Genomic DNA, 18,018 nt, shown 5'->3' on the forward strand with positions numbered 1-18,018 from the left:
GGTCATGACCTCGGAGGGGGAACGGGTGATCTTCGGCACGGCCGGTCCGGCCGCGCCGGGGCGCTGGTGGGCCGGCGCCCCCGGCCGGGTCGTGGTCGACGACTCCGCCGACGGGTCCGGGACCGGGCCGGCCCCCGGCCGGCCGCCGGGCCTGCTGTTCGTGTCGGTGCCCGGGGCCAGGACGGTCGAGAACCGGCCGCACCCGGACTTCCGGCCCGAGGTCCTGCGGGCGGAGGGCCCGAGGGCCTGCGGGCGGAGGGCCTGCGGGCCTGCGGCGGAGGCCGGCCGCCCGCCGTCCCCCAGGGGCGCGCCCCGCCGACGTGGGGCGGGGCGAGCAGCCCCGGGTGGTGCCCGGAGGGTCCCGAGGGCGACGGGTCCGGCGTGCCGGACGCCCGCGAGGGCCGTGCCCCGTCCCGGTCCGACCGCGCGCGTCCGTCCGTCGCCGGCCGGCGGCCCCGCGCCGTGTGGACCGAGGGCGCCCCGTCCTGTACCGGGAGCGCACGCTCCCACCGGCGCCGGAGCGGACGCGGGCGATCGACCATACGATGGGCGGGAACCGGCGCGGGGCCCGCCGTGCCGCGAGTCCTGGACCCTCGGGGTGGGAGACGTATGACACAGGCCGCCGAGACCGCGCGGACCGTCATTCTGACCGTGGACGACGATCCGGGGGTCTCCCGCGCCGTCGCCCGCGACCTGCGGCGCCGCTACGGCGCCGCGTACCGGATCGTGCGCGCCGAGTCCGGCGAGTCCGCGCTGGAGGCCCTGCGCGAGCTGAAGCTGCGGGGCGACCTGGTGGCCGTGATCCTCGCGGACTACCGCATGCCGCAGATGAACGGCATCGAGTTCCTCGAACAGGCGCTGGACGTGTATCCCGGCGCACGGCGCGTACTGCTGACCGCGTACGCCGACACCAACGCGGCGATCGACGCGATCAACGTGGTCGACCTCGACCACTACCTGCTCAAGCCGTGGGACCCGCCGGAGGAGAAGCTCTACCCGGTCCTGGACGACCTGCTCGCGGCCTGGCGCGCCGGCGACCACCGGCCCGTGCCGGCCACCAAGGTCGTCGGGCACCGCTGGTCGGCGCGCTCCTCCGAGGTGCGGGAGTTCCTGGCCCGCAACCAGGTCCCCTACCGCTGGTACTCCTCCGACGAGCCGGAGGGGCGGCGGCTGCTCGCCGCGGCCGGCGCCGACGGCCGGCGGCTGCCGCTGGTGATCACCCCCGACGGCACGCCGCTGACCGAGCCGGACGCCCCCGAGCTGGCCGCCCGGGTGGGGCTGGCGACGACCCCGGAGGCGGAGTTCTACGACCTCGTGGTGATCGGCGGCGGCCCGGCCGGGCTCGGCGCGGCCGTCTACGGCGCCTCGGAGGGGCTGCGGACGGTGCTGGTGGAGCGTTCCGCGACCGGCGGGCAGGCCGGGCAGAGCTCCCGCATCGAGAACTACCTCGGCTTCCCCGACGGCGTGTCCGGCGCGCAGCTCACCGACCGGGCCCGCCGTCAGGCCACCCGGTTCGGCGCCGAGATCCTCACCGCGCGCGAGGTGACGGGACTGGAGGTCAACGGCGCCGCCCGCGTCGTACGGTTCTCCGACGGCTCGGCGGTCGCCGCGCACAGCGTGATCCTGGCGACCGGTGTGTCGTACCGGCAGCTCCTGGCGCCGGGCTGCGACGACCTGACCGGCTGCGGGGTGTACTACGGCTCGGCGCTCACCGAGGCGGCCTCCTGCCAGGGGCAGGACGTGTACATCGTGGGCGGCGCCAACTCCGCGGGCCAGGCGGCGATGTACCTGGCGCGGGGCGCCAAGTCGGTGACGCTGCTGGTGCGCGGCGAGTCCCTGACGGCGTCGATGTCGTACTACCTGATCCAGCAGATCGAGGAGACGCCGAACATCTCGGTGCGCACCCGCACCGTCGTGGAGGCCGCGCACGGGGCGGGGCACCTGGAACAGCTCACGCTGCGGGACGTGGACGGCGGGGCGAGCGAACTCGTCGACGCGCAGTGGATGTTCGTGTTCATCGGCGCGGCCCCGCTGACCGACTGGCTGGACGGCACCGTGCTGCGCGACGAGCGCGGGTTCATCCTGGCCGGGCCGGACCTCACCCCGGACGGGCGGCCGCCGGCGGACTGGGAGCTGGACCGGCCGCCGTACCACCTGGAGACCAACATCCCCGGCGTGTTCGTGGCGGGCGACGCGCGCGCCGAGTCCGCCAAGCGCGTCGCGTCCGCCGTCGGAGAGGGAGCCATGGCCGTGATGCTCGTCCACCGTTACCTGGAGCAGTCGTGAGCGGGCGGCCGGTGCCCTGCGACCCGGCCGAGGTCAGCACGCTGTTCCTGTTCGAGAAGCTCTCCCCCGAGCAGCTCGGACGGCTGTGCGCCGAGGGACGGGTGGAGCGGTTCGAGCCCGGTCCGGTCTACACCGAGGGCGACCCGGCGACCTGCTTCTACGTGATGATCGAGGGCACGGTGGTGCTGTACCGCCGGGTCGGGGCCGACGACGTCGAGGTCAGCCGCACCTCGCAGCGCGGTGTGTACGGGGGCGCGATGCAGGCCTACCTCGGGGACCGGGTGCCGCAGGTCTACAACAACTCGATGCGGGTGACCGAGCCGACCCGCTTCTTCGTGCTGCCCGCCCAGTCGTTCTCGGACGTCATGCAGGAGTGGTTCCCGATGGCCGCGCACCTGCTGGAGGGGCTGTTCTTCGGCTCGAAGAGCACCCAGCGGGCCGTCGGCCAGCGCGAACGGCTGCTGGCGCTCGGCTCGTTGTCGGCCGGGCTCACGCACGAGCTGAACAACCCGGCCGCCGCGGCCGTACGGGCCACGGCCACGCTGCGGGAGCGGGTGGCGAAGATGCGGCACAAGCTCGCCGTGATCTCGCAGGGCGCCTACTCCCCCGAAGTGCTCGCCGGACTGATCGAGATCCAGGAGCGCACCGCCGAACGGGTCGCCAAGGCCCCGGTGCTGAGCCCCCTGGAGGCCTCCGACCGGGAGGACGAGCTGACGGACTGGCTCGACGACCACGGCATCCCGGAGGGCTGGCGGATCGCGCCGACGTTCGTGCAGGCCGGACTCGACACGGACTGGCTGGAGCAGGTCGCGGCGGCCGTGGCGGCCGACATCCTGCCCAACGCGATCGGCTGGCTCAACTACACCGTCGAGACCGAGCTGTTGATGGACGAGATCGGCGACTCCACCAACCGGATCTCGCACCTCGTCGACGCCGCCAAGCAGTACTCGCAGCTCGACCGCGCCCCCTACCGGGTCGTCGACGTCCACGAACTCCTCGACAGCACCCTGCTGATGCTGTCCGGGAAGATCGGCCCGCGCATCGAGGTCGTCAAGGACTACGACCGCACCGTGCCGGAGGTCCCCGCCTACCCGGCGGAGCTGAACCAGGTGTGGACGAACCTCGTCGACAACGCGGTCTTCGCCATCGACAGCGCGGGCGGGGAAGGCACGTTGACCGTGCGGACCGCGCGCGAGGGCGACCGGCTGCTGGTGGAGTTCGGCGACACCGGGCCCGGTGTCCCGGCGGACGTCCGCAGCCGGATCTTCGACCCCTTCTTCACCACCAAACCGGTCGGCGAGGGCACCGGCCTCGGCCTGGACATCTCCTGGCGGATCGTCGTGAACAAGCACCACGGAAGCCTCCAGGTCGAGTCCGTGCCGGGCGACACCCGCTTCCAGGTGCTGCTGCCGCTGACCGCGCCGGACACCACGACCGCGGCGGGCGCCGACGCCCACGCCGCCGGCGCCGAAAGCGCCTCCGACACCGCCTCCGACACCGCCTCCGACACCGCCGAGGAGCCCGCATGACCGACGCCCACGCCCTCGATCCGGACGTCCCGCCGAGCGGCTCCGGCTGCGTCGAGTGCGACGCGACCGGCGGCTGGTGGTTCCACCTGCGGCGCTGTGCCCGGTGCGGTCACATCGGCTGCTGCGACTCCTCCCCCGCCCAGCACGCCACCGCGCACTGGAAGGCCACCGGGCACCCCCTGGTGCAGAGCTTCGAGCCGGGCGAGGACTGGTTCTGGGACTACGACGGCGAAGAACTGTACGAGTCGGGGCCGGAGTTGGCGCAGCCGTCCGCCCATCCCCTGGACCAGCCCGTGCCCGGCCCGGCGGGGCGGGTGCCGGACGACTGGACGCGGTCGCTGAACCGCTGACGCCCGGCCGCCCGTTCTCCCCGGGGTCCGCCCCGCTCCCGGACGGTGCCGCTCCCCGGGGCCGTCCCGCCGTGCCGCGGTTCGCCGGGTGATCCGGTCCTCGGCAGGGTGATCTGCGCCTCACAGGCAACCCGACCCGTCGCACGGACGTCTTGACCGGCAACGACACGCGGCATCCGGTGGCACCCGCCCCGGCCGTCTCCTCGGCCGGGGCGATTTCCGGACGCACTATACACGCCATGTATACACACAGTGCATAGATGGTGGCCGAAAGGAACCGATGTACGGCAAGGCTTTCGCCCCGGAGTACCAGGGCGCCCTCACCACCCTGTCCGTGAACTCGTCCCTGGTCGACGTGCTGAGCGCCGGCACCGAGCGGCTGGCGGCGGCCGAGCGGGCCGGCGAGCGGGCCGAGGTGGCGCGCTCCGGGCTCGCGGTGGCCGAGGCGCACCGCAGGCTGGGTCAGGTGGGCGAGGCCGACCGTGCCTGGAAGGCGAGCTACCGGGCGGCCCGGGACGCGGGCGACGTGGCGGCGATGGCGTGGGCCCTGTGGAGCGGCGGCACCCTGGCCCGGCAGCGGGGCTCCTTCCCGCTGGCCCGGCGGCTGCTGGCGCTGGCGGCCGACCTCGGGGAGCGCGGCGGGGACGTCGTCGTCCGCGGTTACTCGCTGGCCGGCCTCGCGGAGACCGGGCGCATCCAGGGCGACTACGAGGCCGTCGGCAGGCTGCACGAGCAACTGCTGGCAGAGGCCCGCCGGCGGGGCGAGGCACGGCACACGGTGTGGGCGCTGGAAGGCATCGCGCAGATGCACCGCAACTCCGGGGACCTCGACACCGCCCACGCGCTGTTCCAGGAGGCGGCCGAGATCTCCGCGCGCGCCGACGACCGGCGGGGGCACGCCTGGGCGCTGCGCGGCCTGGCGGACGTCGTCTCGGTGCGGGACGGCGACACCGAGCGCGCCCTCGCCCTGCTGGCCGAGGCGGAGACGGCCTGCCGCGCGATGGACCTCACCGGCGCGCTGGCCTACAACCACAAGATGCGCGGCAACGTCCTGTACCGGGCGGCCCGTTACGCCGAGGCGCGGGACCTCTACGAGCAGGCCCTCGCGGAGTTCGGCGCGATGAGCGAGCCGCGCGGGACGGCCCTCGCCCGGCTCGGCCTGGCCAAGTCGCTGGCCCGCCTGGGCCGCGACCGCCACGAGACGGCCACGGAACTGGCCTCACTGGCGGCGGAGTTGGAGCGGATCGGATTGCGGCACGCCCGGGAGATGGTGGCGCGGGCCGAGGAGGAACTCGGCATCGGGACGGCCGCCGGCCGTCCGGGCGGCCGGGCCGCGGCGGCCGTACGGTGACGGCGCTCTCCACGCCCGTGGTCCCCACGCCCGTGGTCCCCACGGCCGCCCTCCCCACGACGGTGGTCCCGCCGACAGGGGCGCCGGCGGAGGCGCCGGCCGCCCCCGCCGTGCTCGACCGCTGCCGCGCGCTGGTGCGACCGGCGCTGGCGGAGGCGGTGGGCCGGCTGCACCCGTGGGTGGGCGAGATGGCCGCGTACTCCTTCGGCTGGTGCGAGGTGGGCGGGGCGCCCGCCACCGCGTCCGGCGGGAAGGGGCTGCGACAGGCCCTCGCCGTGCTCGGTGCCGAGGCGGCGGGCGCGCCCGCGCGGGCCGGGGTCGCCGCGGCCGTCTCGGTCGAACTCGTGCACGCCTTCTCCCTGTTGCACGACGACATCATGGACGGCGACCCCGTCCGAAGGCGCCGCCCCACGGTCTGGAAGGCCTACGGCACGGGGCCCGCGGTCCTCGCCGGCGACGCCCTGTTCGCCCTGGCCGTCGAGACCCTCGCCGCGGCCCCCGGCGGCGCCGGCGGCGTACGGCTGCTGTCCGGGGCGCTCGCCGGGCTGGTCCACGGGCAGGCCGACGACCTGCTGTTCGCCGCGCGGCCCTGGTCGGGGCCCGAGCGGGTGCGGCCCGACGCGTACCGGGCGATGGCCGAGGGCAAGACCGGCGCGCTGCTGGGCTGCGCCGCCGCGCTGGGCGCCGTGCTCGGCGGGGCGCCGGAGACGACCGTCACCGCGCTGGACCGGGCCGGACGGCATCTCGGGATCGCCTTCCAGGTGGTCGACGACCTGCTGGGGATCTGGGGCGATCCGGCCGTGACCGGCAAACCCGTCCACGGCGACCTGCGCGAGGGCAAGAAGACCTTCCCGGTGCTGGCGGCCCTGGAGTCCGGCCGGCCGGCGGCCCGGCGCCTCGCCCGGCTGCTGGAGTCGGGGGGCGACCCCGTCGAGGCGGCGGCGCTGGCCGAGGAGGCCGGGGGCCGGGCCGCGGCGCTCGCCGAGGCGCGCCGGCAGGTGTCCGCCGTGGAGTCCGCGCTCGCCGGGGCGCCGCTGCGGGCGGGGGCCGCGGACGACCTGCGGTCGCTGCTGGACTTCCTGGTGCGACGCGACCTGTGACCACTGCCCGGACCCCGGTTGACCCGGTCCGCCGCCACGGGACAGGGTTCGGGGAGCGCGCGCGGCACAGCGTGCGGGAAAGGTGGTCGTCTTGATCGGCATCACGGACATCGAGGCCGCGGCGGAGCGGATCGCCGGGCACGTCGTCCGCACCCCGACCCTCCCGAGCCCCGGACTCTCCGGGCTGCTCGGTGTCCCCGTCACCGTCAAGCTGGAGCTGCTCCAGCGCACCGGCTCCTTCAAGGCGCGCGGGGCCACGGCGAAGCTGCTGTCGCTCGGCGGGGCGGAGCGGGCGGCGGGGGTGGTCGCGGTGAGCGGCGGCAACCACGGGATCGCGGTGGCGGTCATGGCCGCCGCCCTCGACGTGAAGGCCACGGTCGTCATGCCGCGTTCGGCGCCGACCCGGGCCGTCGAGATCGCCGAGGAGGCGGGCGCGTCGGTGCGGCTGACGGACGGGATGGCCGACGCCTTCTCGCTCGTGAACGACCTGCGGGACGAGGGACTGACCCTGCTCCACCCGTTCGACGACCCGGTGGTCGTCGCCGGTCAGGGCACCGTCGGCCTGGAGCTGGCGCGGGACGCCGACGAGCTGACGGACGTCCTGGTCAGCGTCGGGGGCGGCGGCCTGATCTCCGGTGTCGCGGCAGCCCTGCGGGCGCTGCGGCCGGGGGTGCGGATCTGGGGGGTGGAGACCGAGGGCGCGGAGGCGATGGCCGAGGCGCTGAGGGCCGGCGGTCCGGTACCGGTGGAGGTGTCGTCCATCTCCACCACGCTGAGCGCGCCGGCCGTCTCGGCGCTGACGTACGAGCATGTCTCGGCCCTGGTCGGCGAGGTGCTCGTGGTTCCGGACCGGGAGGCCGTACGGGGCTGTCTGGAGCTGGCCGAGCACGCGAAGGTGTGGACCGAGCCGGCCGCCGGATGTCTGCTGCCGGCCGCCCGGCGGGTCGTGGAGCGGGTGGGCCCCGACGCCCGGCTGGGACTGGTGGTCTGCGGGGGCAACGCGTCGGCCGCGGACATGGCGTCCTGGGTCGGGCGTTTCGGCCTGGGCTGAGACCGGGGGACGTGCGCGGCGGCGGCCGCCGTCCGGCAAGGGGCCGGCCGCCGCCGCGGACGTTTCCCCGGCATCCGGCGCGGATGCTTCCCCGCTCACCTCCCGGGGCGCGCCACGTGGGTGTTCCCCCGGCGGCCGCCGCGGGTTCACCGCTGCTCGCGCGGCCGGACCGCCCGCGTTCACCTCCCCTCCCCGCACGGGCGCGCGCCCTTCTTGAACGAAAGACAGAAATCCCGCCCGAGTCGCGTGCCCCTTGAACGCGCACCCTCCCGGCCGCCGTACCACTGGGAAAGGTGAGCAGCCGGGGTTCAGCGAGGGATGACCATGGTCAAGGCGCACGTCTCCACGCACGAGTTGGTCGCCGGTCGGTACCGGCTCCTGGACGTCGTCCACCACGAGACGAACCGCGTCAGCTGGTACGGCGAGTACGCCGACGAGTCGGCCGGTTCCCGGCCGTGTCTGGTCACCCGGACCGGACTGCCCGCGGGCCTCGCCGAGGAGGACGCGCACCGCGCCGCCGAACGCGTGGTGCGGATGTCCGAGACGATGGCCCGGGTGTGTCCCGGCCGGGTCGCCACCGTCCTGGACGCCCTCGTGGAGGCGGGCTCCCTGTGGACGGTGACCGAGTGGATCGACGGTCTCCCCCTCGGCCAGCTGATCGAGCAGCGGCGCGCGTTGCGGCCCGCCCGCGCCGCCCGGATCGGACTGGAACTGCTCGACGTGCTGGAGGCGGCCCACGGTGAGGGCATCACCCACGGCGAACTGAGCCCCGGTCAGGTGTTCGTGCGGTCGCGCGGTCCGGTCGTCGTCACCGGCTTCGGCCTCGCGGGTGCGACCCTCGCGCCCCGGCTCGCGGCCCCGGCGTACGCCTCCCCCGAGCAGGCACGCGACGAACGCATCGGGCCGGCGGCCGACCTGTGGGCGGTGGGCGCGATCCTCTACACGGTGGTCGAGGGCAGGCCGCCCTACCGGGACCGGGACCGGCCGGAGGCCACGCTCAAGGGCGTGGACCGGCTGCCGCTGCGCGCCCCGCTGCGGTCCGGTGCGCTCGGGCCCGCCGTCCAGGGTCTGCTGCGCAAGGACTCACGGGAGCGGATGACCCGGCCGACGGCGCGCCAGAACCTCGTCCGCGCCCTGGACGAGGGCGCGCACGCCGTGGCCGCGTCCGCGCCCCGGCGGCGGGCGTACGCCGCCGCGCGGGTCGCCGGCCCCCGGTGGAGCGGGCGGACGGTGGCGGCGGGGACCGCGCTGGCCGTGGTCACGGTGGCGGTCGCCGCGCTGGCCGCGACGGGGCAGCTGCCCGGTGCCGAACGGACCGCGTCGGACGGCGCACGGGTGCGCCCGGCCGCGCCCGGCACCCCGGCCGGCGAGGACGGCGCCGACAGAGTCACCGGCGTGCCGGCGCCGGGCCCCGGCCGGACGGCGTCCGCTCCGCCGTCCGCCGCCTCCCCGGACGCGAGCCCGCCCCCGGCCCCGAGTCCCACGGCCGCCTCCCCGTCGGCCGGCGCCGGGACGCCGCCGGCCGGCTTCCGGGTCCTCCGGGCGCCCGAGGGCTTCTCCGTGGCCCTCCCCGAGGGCTGGACCCGGCTGGACACCTCGCGCTCCGGGGACCTCGCCTACCGGGTCACGTTCGGCACCGAGGGCGACCCGCGCACCCTCGCGGTCACCTACAGCGAGCGGGTCGGCCCGGACCCGGTGGCCGTCTGGCGCGAGGACGTGGAGCCGGGGCTGCGCGGGGCGGACGGGTTCGAGCGCCTCGGGGCGATCGAGGCGACGACGTACCAGGGGTACCGGGCGGCCGACATGGAGTGGCTCGTCGACGTCGACGGCACCCGGGTGCGCACCTTCGGCCGCGGTTTCCTGCTCGGCGGGAACCGCGGCTTCTCCCTGCGCTGGACGACCCCCGCCGCCGACTGGGACACCCCCGCCAACCGGCGGGCCCTGGACGCCTTCCTCACGACCTTCCGGCCGGGCCCGGTCGAGAGTCCTTAGGGTCCTTCGTCCGGCGGGCCGCGCCGGACGGGGCCGCGCCGGACGGGGCCGGGCCGCGCGGGGCGCGCATCCTGCGCAGCGGGCCGCCGTGCAGCGGCCGGGTGGCCCAGCGGGCGGTGAAGGTGCCGTCCGGGAGGGTGCAGGTCACCCGGAGCCGGTGGGGGGTCTCCAGGAGGACGAGGTCCGCGGTGAGGGTGTCGCCGTCGTTCCAGCCGCCGCTCGCCGCGAGGGGCACGTCCTCCTCGGTCACGGTCCAGGCGCCGGTGCCCAAACGCGCCGTCAGGCGGTCGTCCCCCTCGGTGAGGACCAGCGTCCAGCCGTCGTCGTCCGCCGTGACGGTGACGCCGGTGAGGGCCGGCCGGTCGGCGCAGATCCCGCCGTACGGGGTGAAGGCGGCGTCCCGCCACTCCCGCCGGCGTCCCGGCGGCGCGGGTTTCCCGGGGGCGGGCGGAAGGGCGAGGCGGGCTAGACGGTCGGCGAGTGCCGCGTCGGCGGCCCCGGAGGCGGGCAGCGGGGCCGGGCGGAACGCCGGCAGGAGGTGTTCCCAGACGAGGTCGAGCAGGCGCTGCATGTCGTCGGTCGCCGCGGTGGTGGCGACGACGGCGTCGTGCTCGGGCAGGACGAGGCAGAACTGGCCGTAGGCGCCGTCGCCGCGGTAGCCGTGCCGGGACCGCCAGAACTGGAGGCCGTAGCCGCGGTCCCAGTCCTGCCGGCCGGTGTCACCCATGGCCCCCGCGGTCGGTACGTGCGCGCGGGTCGCCTCGGCGGTCCAGCCGGGCGGCAGCAGCGGCCGGCCGTCCCAGCGGCCCTCGTCCAGGTACAGCTGCCCCAGTCTGGCGATGGCGTCGGTGGTGCCGTGCAGGCCGCTGAAGCCCAGCTCGCGGCCGGTCCGGTCGGTCAGCCAGGCGACCTCGCCGAAGCCGAGCGGGTCCAGCAGCCGGGGCCTCAGGTAGGCGGTGAGCGACTGACCGGTGACGCGCTGGACGATCGCGGCGAGGGTGTAGGTGGCGGGCTGGTTGTAGGCGAAGACCGTGCCCGGATCGCGGTCCGGCGGCAGCATCAGGAAGCCGCGGACGAGGTCGTCGCGGTCGAGCGCGCGGGCCCGGTCCAGGGTCTCGGCCTCGTGCCCGCTCGCCATCGACGCCACGTGCCGCACCCGCATCGCGCGGCTGCGGGGGTCGGTGACGTCGGCGTCGAACTCGGGGAAGTACGAGATCACCGGGTCGTCGAGCCCGATCAGCCCCTCGGCCACGGCGAACCCCGCGGCCGTGGCGGTGAAGCTCTTGCTCAGCGAGTACAGCAGGTGGAGGCGGTCGGGCGCGTACGGCGCCCACCAGCCGGCGGCGACGACACGTCCGTGCCGCAGGACCATGAGGCTGTGCGGCTCGACGGCCCCGTCCGCCTCGACGGCGTCGAGGAAGGCGAGGACGCCCGAGGCGTCGACGCCCTGGGCGGACGGGGGGGCGGAAGGCAGGGGGCGGGCGTTCATGCCCGCATCCTGCCCCGTGCGCCGGGCCGGCACCGAGGGGTTTTCCCGTCCCGCCCGTGGCCCGTTTCCTCCCCCGTGCGCCGGGGGACCCGGCCCCCATGGTGCGAATCGGATACACGATGATGACCGAGCAGGCCGGCCCCCGTGAGCTGGTCGGCCACCTGGTGGGGGCGGAGGAGGCCGGTTTCGACTTCTCGGTGACCTCGGACCACTACTTCCCGTGGCTGCGGTCGCAGGGGCACGCGCCGTACGCGTGGAGCGTGCTGGGCGCCGCCGCCCAGGCCACCTCCCGCATCCCGCTGATGACGTACGTGACCTGCCCCACGGTCCGCTACCACCCGGTGGTCGTGGCGCAGAAGGCGGCCACGATGCAACTGCTGTCCGAGGGCCGCTTCCGGCTGGGGCTGGGGTCCGGGGAGAACCTCAACGAACACGTGGTGGGCGGCGGCTGGCCGGCCGTGGACGTGCGGCACGAGATGCTGGAGGAGGCCGTGGAGATCATCCGCGCGCTCTTCGGGGGCGGTCACGTGACGCGCCACGGCACGCACTTCGACGTCGACTCGGCCCGCCTGTGGGACCTGCCCGACCGGCCGCCGGAGATCGGCGTCGCGGTCTCCGGGGAGCAGTCGTGCGCGCTCGCGGGCCGCCTCGCCGACCTGGTGATCGCCACCGAGCCGAAGCCGGGCCTGCTGGAGGCCTTCGACCGGCACGGCGGCGCGGGCAAGCCGCGCGTGGGCCAGCTGCCGATCTCCTACGACCCCGACCGGGACACGGCGGTGAAGCGGGCGCACGCCCAGTTCCGCTGGTTCGGCAGCGGCTGGAAGGTGAACGCCGAACTGCCGCATCCGGACTCCTTCGAGGCGGCGACCCAGTTCGTCACCCCGGACGACGTGGCCGCGTCGATCCCCTGCGGCGACGACCCGGACGCCGTCGTCGAGGCGGTCCGCCCGTACGCGGAGGCCGGGTTCACCGAGGTCGCCCTGGTGCAGATCGGGGGTGACGCGCAGCCGGCGTACCTGGAGTGGTCGCAGAGGACGCTGCTGCCCGCGCTGCGCGAGGCGTTCGCCTGACGGGGGCGCGCCGGACGGCGGACGGCGGCGCGGGCGGCGGGGCCGTGGCCCTCGCCCGCCCGCGCCGCCGTCCGGGGCCGCCAGGGCTCAGCGGGAGGTGTAGCGGTGCCGGGTCCACATCGGGATGCCGAACCAGAACAGCAGGTACCAGGCGACCACCCCGGTGACCAGGTAGGGCACGTAGCCGTCGTGGGTCGCCACCCGCAGGATCAGCAGCAGGGCGGACGTCATCGTGGCGAGGAGCAGCACCAGGCCGGTGAAGGTCATCCGCGAGGCCCAGACGACCGCCTCGGGTTTCACCCGCCGCCCGGAGACGAGGCGGTGCAGGGAGACCGGGCCTATCAGGGCGCCCGTCGCGCAGGCGCCCAGGACCACCGTCACGAGATAGATCGCGTGTTCGGTGTCCCCGAGGGTGGCGTAGCGCGGGGTGAAGACGACGGTGAGCAGGAAACCGAAGAGGATCTGCACGCCCGTCTGGGCGACGCGGACCTCCTGGATCAGCTCGCTCCACTTCCGGTCGGCTCTCTCCTCCTCGGTCTCGTCACGCCCCCTGCGACGCTCGTCCCCCCTCTCCTCCTCGGTCTCGTCACGACCCTTGCGACGCTCGTCCCCCACTGCGGTACCCACGTGTCCTCCCCGGTTCGAGTAGATGTTCTCCCGGCGAGTACCCGCTGATCGGCGTTTTTCTCCGGCCGGCCGCGGCCCGACTACCAGCGGCCCTCGACCTGTTCCGCGATCCGCCGCTCGTAGAGGTCCCGGACCGCCGCCAGGGTCTCCTCGGACAGCTCGGGCAGGCGGGCGGCGGCCGCGTTGGCGCGGGCCTGCCGGGGGGAACGGGCGCCCGGGATGACCGTGGTCACGCCGGGCTGCTGAACGATCCAGCGCAGCGCGAGCTGGGCCGGGGTGTACCCCTCGGGCGCGAGGGCGGCGAACTCGGCGGCGGCCTCGACGCCGGTGGCGTAGTCGACGCCGGAGAAGGTCTCGCCCTGGTCGAAGGACTCGCCGTGCCGGTTGTAGGTGCGGTGGTCGTTCGCCGGGAAGACGGTGTCCTTGGTGTACTTGCCGGACAGCAGGCCGGAGGCGAGCGGCACGCGCGCGATGATGCCGACGCCGGCCTCGCGGGCGGCGGGGAGCACCTCGCGCAGCGGCTTCATGCGGAACGGGTTGAGGATGATCTGCACGCTGGCCACGCCCGGCCGGGCGATCGCCGTGAGGGCCTCGGCGCAGGTCTCCACGCTGACGCCGTAGTGGGCGATGCGCTCCTCCTCCACCAGGGTGTCGAGGGCGTCGAAGACCTCGTCCGTGGAGTAGACGGAGGTGGGCGGGCAGTGCAGCTGCACCAGGTCGATGCGGTCGACGCCGAGGTTGCGGCGGGAGCGGTCGTTCCAGGCGCGGAAGTTGTCGAGGACGTAGTTCTCGGGGATCTGGTCGACCCGGCGGCCCATCTTGGTGGCGACCAGCACGTGCAGGTCGGGCCGTCCGCTCAGGAAGGCGGCGATGGTCTGCTCGCTGCGGCCGTCGCCGTACACGTCGGCGGTGTCGAAGAAGGTGACGCCCGACTCGGCGGCCGCCTCCAGTACCGCCAGGGCCTCCTTGTCGTCGACGTCACCCCAGTCGGCGCCCAGTTGCCAGGTGCCGAGACCGATGACGGATGCGTGCTGACCAGACCTGCCGAATTCGCGCTCGTCCATGGGGGCAGTCTGTCATCCGCGGCGGCCGGGCGCGGAACCGGCCGGTCCGGCCGGTCACCTGCGGTTCGTCCGTCGGCGCGGGCGGTGGTGGGGGGCCGACAGCCGGGCCCGGCGGCGGGGGCCGGACCGCCGGGCCGCGACCGGCCGGCGGTCCCCCGGGGGCCGCGTTCAGCGCGGGGTGCCGTGGGGCTGCTCGCGGGCGGCCCCGGTCCTGCTCTGTCCGGTCTGTCCGGTCTGTCCGGTCCTGCTCTGCCCGGTCCTGCTCTGCGCGGTCCTGGCGAGCCGGGGGCCGAGCCAGCGCTTGAGGCGGCGCAGGGCCTCCAGCTGTCCGGCGGCCCTGTCGAGCCGGTAGTACAGCTGGGGCGGGACGTAGGGCAGCAGGGGCGAGTGGCGCTGCCCGAGGAGGGCGAACATCCGCTTCGGGGGCAGATCGATGTAGCGGTCGAGGTTCTCGTACCACTGGGCGCTGTGGCGGGCGGCGCTCTGCGGGGTCAGCAGGGCCGCGGTGCGGTCGCGTTCGTAGCGGGCGAGGGCCTGCGGGAGGCCGGGGCCGTCCCGCAGGGCGTCGGCGAGCGCGAAGGCGTCCTCCAGGGCGAGGGTGGTGCCGGCGCCGATGGAGTAGTGGGTGGTGTGGGCGGCGTCGCCGAGCAGGACGACGTTGTCCCGGTGCCAGGTGCGGTTGGTCAGGGTGCGGAAGGTCAGCCAGGCGGCGCCGCCGGTGCCGGAGGCGCGGCCGATCAGGGGGTGTCCGTCGAGGACGTGCGCGAACAGCTTCTCCAGCCGTGCCGCTCCGTCGGCGTCCTCGGCCCGGTCGAGGCCGAGGCCGGTCCAGGTCTCGGGGGAGCACTCGATGACGCAGGTGCTGCGTTCGGAGCTGAACGGATAGCCGTAGCACCAGATCCAGCCGTGACCGGTCTCCACGAAGGCGAAGGTGAAGGAGTCGAAGACCTTGGTGGTGCCGAGCCAGACGTACGGGTTGCGGCCGGGCGTCAGGCGGGCGCCGAAGTGCTCGGCGTGACGGGTGCGCAGGGCGCTGTGCACGCCGTCGGCCGCGACGACCAGATCCGCCTCGGGCAGGGTGTCGGGAGTGATCTCGCGCTCGAACTCCAGGCGTACGCCGAGGGCGCGGGCGCGGGCGGCGAGGATCTCCAGGAGCTTGTGACGGCCGATGCCGTGGCCCTCGTCGCCGGGCTGACGGGTCACCAGGTCCCGCACGTGGGCGACGCCCTGGTTCCAGCGGACGGAGTTCTCCTCGACGGCGCGTGCCGACTCGGGGTCGCGGGCGTGGAGTTGCTCGAGGAGTCCCCGCCAGTAGGTGACGCCCCAGCCGTAGGTCGAGCCCTCCGGGTCGCGTTCGTGGACGGTGATGTCGTGGGACGGGTCCTGCCGCTTGAGCAGGATGGAGAGGTACAGACCGGCGGGCCCGCCGCCGACGCAGGCGACCTTCACGCACACCCCCAGGAATGACGAATCGTGGTCGGTTGACGACGCACAGTAGCAGTCGCCGCGGGTGGTCACGGCGGGGTCCTCTTCGCGATTCCGCCACTTCCCCCACGTGAGCCACACCACCGGCGGAGCGGTCGCGCGCGAAGGTTCACCGGAACGGTCCGTCCAGGGGAAAGGAACGGCCCGTTCCGCCGCACGCCGCCCGTCCGCCGACAGGATCGTCCTCCTGGCGTTCCCTGCCGGCCTTCCCGCACGCGCACTTGGAGCACCACGCCTCCGACTCCGCCCGGACGCGGCCGGATTGGCCGCCGGGGTCACGGGTACCCGGGCGCCACGTACCCGACGAGAGCAAGGAGGAGACGACCGTGACGCAGGTCGAGGAATCCATCGAGGTCCGTGTCCCGGTGCACACGGCCTACAACCAGTGGACGCAGTTCGAGACGTTCCCCGAGTTCATGGGCGGGGTGGAGCGCGTCGAACAGCGCACCGACACGCTCACCCACTGGGTCACGGCCGTGAACGGCGTGCACCGTGAGTTCGACGCCGAGATCACCGAGCAGATCCCGGACGAGCGGGTCGCCTGGACGACGGTGGCCGGCGAGGCCCGGCAGGCCGGCGTGGTGACCTTCCACCGCCTCGACGACGACCGCACGAAGGTCATGCTGCAGCTGGACTTCGCACCCGAGGGTCTCGCCGAGACCGTCGGCGACAAGCTCGGCTTCGTGAAGCGGCAGACCAAGGGTGATCTCGAGCGCTTCAAGGAGTTCATCGAGGAGCGCGGTCACGAGACCGGCGGCTGGCGCGGCGCGGTCCTCTGACCGTCGCCGCCACGGTCACCCCGCGGCCGCCGTGCGGCAGTCCGGGTGGCCCCAGCCCTGGTCGTTCTTGGCGATCTGTTCCCCCGCCGCGTAGGTCCGCCCGCACAGGCAGCGGCCGGGGAACTTGGCCTTGATCGTGCGGGCGGACGAACCGCCGGGCCGCCGGGGCGACGTGCCCCCGGCGGCCTTGCGGCGTGCGCCGGACTTCGCCGGGACGTCGGGGGCGGGGGGCGGCTCGGGCGAGCCGAGGGCGCTGCCCGCCGGTTCCTGGACGACCGCCGCCCGGCTGGCGGCCCGGTCCGCGAAGTCGTTCAGCTTGTCGCCGTCGACCTGGTGGGCCGGCACGTAGCGGAAGTCGACCGTGCGGCCGTCGAGCAGTCCGTCGATGCGCACGACCAGGTCCTGGTTGGCGACCGGCTTGCCCGCGGCGGTCTTCCAGCCGTTGCGCTTCCAGCCGGGCAGCCAGGTGGTGACGGCCTTCATGGCGTACTGCGAGTCCATGCGGATCTCCAGCGGCACGTCGGGGTCGACCGCCGCCAGCAGGCGCTCCAGTGCGGTGAGTTCGGCGACGTTGTTGGTGGCCTTGCCGAGCGGGCCGGCCTCCCAGCGGGCCGGGGCCCCCGAGTCGTCGGAGATCACCCAGGCCCAGGCCGCCGGACCGGGGTTGCCCTTCGAGGCCCCGTCGCACGCGGCCACCACTCGTTCACGCATGCGCACGATCATGTCATGCGCCGGCCGGGGCCCGAAAAGCGTCCCCGGTCCGCGCCGTCCCGTCCCGGGGACACGGGGCGGACCGCCCCGGGGCACGGGGTGGATCGTCCTACGGGGCGCGGGGTGGATCGTCCTCCGTCCCCTTCTGGGGCCGGCCGTGCGGGGGGTCGCCCGCCGTGAGGTGGTCCAGCACCTCGACCAGTTCCTGGCAGGCCCGCTCCACCGAGCGGCGGGTGTTGCGCTGTTCGGTGATGACGGCCGAGAGCAGCAGGGCGGTCAGGGCCATGGTGCCGTTGAAGGCCTGGAGCTTGCTCATGACCTCCAGTCGCGTCAGGTGCGCGAAGGAGCCGGCCCCGTCGGTGGCCGCGACGGTGGCCAGGACCGAGGCGAACAGGGCGCACAGCATGCTGCCGGCGAGCTGGAAGCGCAGGGCGGTCCAGATCAGCAGCGGGTAGACGAGGAAGAGCAGGCTGACGGAGTGGTAGACGGCCAGGGGGACGATCACGAGGGCGATGACGGCCAGGCACGTCGCCTCCTTCCAGCGGGTCAGGGGCGGCGGCCGGCCGGCGGTGCGCAGGACGAGCAGGACGGGGGTGACGATGAGGACGCCCATCGCGTCGCCGACCCACCACGCCAGCCAGACGGGCCAGAAGGAGTGCGCGGGCAGCCGGCCGTTGAGGACGAGGGTCCCCACGCCCACGGTCGAGCTGACCAGCATCGCGGTCAGCGCCCCCAGGAACACCAGGGCGAGTCCGTCGCGCAGGCGGGCGAGGTCGTCGCGGAAGCCCACCCGGCGCAGCATGAGGTAGGCGAGGAGGGGCGCGGCGGTGTTGCCCGCCAGGTTGAGGACGAGGGCGGGGTCGGGCGAGGTGATCGACAGGATCACGAGCAGCGCCCCGAGGGCGATGCCGGCCCAGCAGCGCGGCCCGCGGATCAGCAGGCAGGCGACGGCGACGCCGGACGGCGGCCAGATGGGGGTGAAGACCGCGCCCCCGACGACGAGCTGCCGCAGCAGACCCAGCCTTCCGGCCGCGTAGTAGCAGACCGCGACCGCCACCGTCTCGGCGCCGAGAACGGCCGGCCGGCGAAGGTCGCTGATACCCACCACAGCAGCCATCAGACACCGGGCCCGCG

General features: G+C 74.9%; 16 protein-coding genes. 10 read left to right on the plus strand and 6 right to left on the minus strand.

What is annotated here, in order from left to right; all coding sequences use genetic code 11:
• Positions 1-4: 4 nt before the first annotated feature.
• The 8 genes from ACZ5FU_RS20585 (at position 5) to ACZ5FU_RS20620 (ending at position 9,659) form a co-directional block, all read left to right on the plus strand.
• Positions 5-613 (plus strand): VOC family protein, encoded by a 609-nt coding sequence (locus tag ACZ5FU_RS20585; RefSeq protein WP_468836479.1) that lies wholly within the window; start codon positions 5-7, stop codon positions 611-613.
• Positions 610-2,286 (plus strand): NAD(P)/FAD-dependent oxidoreductase, encoded by a 1,677-nt coding sequence (locus ACZ5FU_RS20590; protein WP_451530694.1) that lies wholly within the window; start codon positions 610-612, stop codon positions 2,284-2,286. Before ACZ5FU_RS20585 ends, ACZ5FU_RS20590 begins: the two co-directional genes overlap by 4 nt.
• A complete protein-coding gene (locus ACZ5FU_RS20595) occupies positions 2,283-3,815 on the plus strand; it encodes an ATP-binding protein (RefSeq protein WP_468836476.1) in 1,533 nt (510 codons plus the stop codon). Before ACZ5FU_RS20590 ends, ACZ5FU_RS20595 begins: the two co-directional genes overlap by 4 nt.
• Positions 3,812-4,165, plus strand: a complete 354-nt coding sequence (locus tag ACZ5FU_RS20600; protein WP_451778240.1) for a UBP-type zinc finger domain-containing protein — start codon at positions 3,812-3,814, stop codon at positions 4,163-4,165. Before ACZ5FU_RS20595 ends, ACZ5FU_RS20600 begins: the two co-directional genes overlap by 4 nt.
• A 280-nt stretch (positions 4,166-4,445) precedes the next feature.
• A complete protein-coding gene (locus ACZ5FU_RS20605) occupies positions 4,446-5,516 on the plus strand; it encodes a tetratricopeptide repeat protein (protein ID WP_451530691.1) in 1,071 nt (356 codons plus the stop codon).
• On the plus strand, positions 5,513-6,616 hold the full coding sequence (locus tag ACZ5FU_RS20610) for a polyprenyl synthetase family protein (RefSeq protein ID WP_468836473.1): 1,104 nt from the start codon (positions 5,513-5,515) through the stop codon (positions 6,614-6,616). The genes ACZ5FU_RS20605 and ACZ5FU_RS20610 overlap by 4 nt, the downstream gene beginning before the upstream one ends.
• Before the next feature lie 91 nt (positions 6,617-6,707).
• A complete protein-coding gene (locus ACZ5FU_RS20615) occupies positions 6,708-7,667 on the plus strand; it encodes a threonine ammonia-lyase (protein WP_451778235.1) in 960 nt (319 codons plus the stop codon).
• Between the two features lie 318 nt (positions 7,668-7,985).
• Positions 7,986-9,659, plus strand: a complete 1,674-nt coding sequence (locus ACZ5FU_RS20620) for a serine/threonine-protein kinase (RefSeq protein ID WP_468836469.1) — start codon at positions 7,986-7,988, stop codon at positions 9,657-9,659.
• Here ACZ5FU_RS20620 and ACZ5FU_RS20625 read toward each other — a convergent pair.
• On the minus strand, positions 9,622-11,148 hold the full coding sequence (locus ACZ5FU_RS20625) for a serine hydrolase domain-containing protein (protein ID WP_468836467.1): 1,527 nt from the start codon (positions 11,146-11,148) through the stop codon (positions 9,622-9,624). The genes ACZ5FU_RS20620 and ACZ5FU_RS20625 overlap by 38 nt on opposite strands.
• A gap of 98 nt (positions 11,149-11,246) precedes the next feature.
• Here ACZ5FU_RS20625 and ACZ5FU_RS20630 point away from each other — a divergent pair, with 98 nt between their 5' ends.
• Positions 11,247-12,218: an LLM class F420-dependent oxidoreductase gene (locus tag ACZ5FU_RS20630; RefSeq protein WP_451530686.1), complete on the plus strand. Its 972-nt coding sequence runs from the start codon at positions 11,247-11,249 to the stop codon at positions 12,216-12,218.
• An 87-nt stretch (positions 12,219-12,305) separates the two neighbouring features.
• Here the strand turns inward: ACZ5FU_RS20630 and ACZ5FU_RS20635 are convergent, their stop codons facing one another.
• From ACZ5FU_RS20635 to ACZ5FU_RS20645, 3 genes are all read right to left on the minus strand, one after another.
• Entirely contained in the window at positions 12,306-12,833 is a 528-nt protein-coding gene (locus tag ACZ5FU_RS20635) for a DUF6328 family protein (RefSeq protein ID WP_451778283.1), read from the minus strand.
• A 92-nt stretch (positions 12,834-12,925) separates the two neighbouring features.
• The gene (locus ACZ5FU_RS20640; protein WP_451530685.1) at positions 12,926-13,909 is read right to left on the minus strand and encodes an aldo/keto reductase; all 984 of its coding nucleotides are present in this window, start codon (positions 13,907-13,909) and stop codon (positions 12,926-12,928) included.
• Between the two features lie 168 nt (positions 13,910-14,077).
• On the minus strand, positions 14,078-15,358 hold the full coding sequence (locus tag ACZ5FU_RS20645; protein WP_469046210.1) for an FAD-dependent monooxygenase: 1,281 nt from the start codon (positions 15,356-15,358) through the stop codon (positions 14,078-14,080).
• Positions 15,359-15,720: 362 nt separating this feature from the next.
• On the opposite strand from ACZ5FU_RS20645, the gene ACZ5FU_RS20650 reads away from it, so the two are divergent.
• A complete protein-coding gene (locus ACZ5FU_RS20650; protein WP_451530683.1) occupies positions 15,721-16,173 on the plus strand; it encodes an SRPBCC family protein in 453 nt (150 codons plus the stop codon).
• Positions 16,174-16,188: 15 nt separating this feature from the next.
• Here ACZ5FU_RS20650 and ACZ5FU_RS20655 read toward each other — a convergent pair whose 3' ends face one another.
• Positions 16,189-16,896, minus strand: coding sequence for a ribonuclease H family protein (locus tag ACZ5FU_RS20655; protein ID WP_451530682.1), 708 nt, complete (start codon positions 16,894-16,896; stop codon positions 16,189-16,191).
• Between the two features lie 97 nt (positions 16,897-16,993).
• Entirely contained in the window at positions 16,994-17,992 is a 999-nt protein-coding gene (locus tag ACZ5FU_RS20660; RefSeq protein ID WP_468836529.1) for an MASE1 domain-containing protein, read from the minus strand.
• Between the last annotated feature and the right edge of the window lie 26 nt (positions 17,993-18,018).

The organism is Streptomyces sp. NPDC031554 (assembly GCF_055580685.1).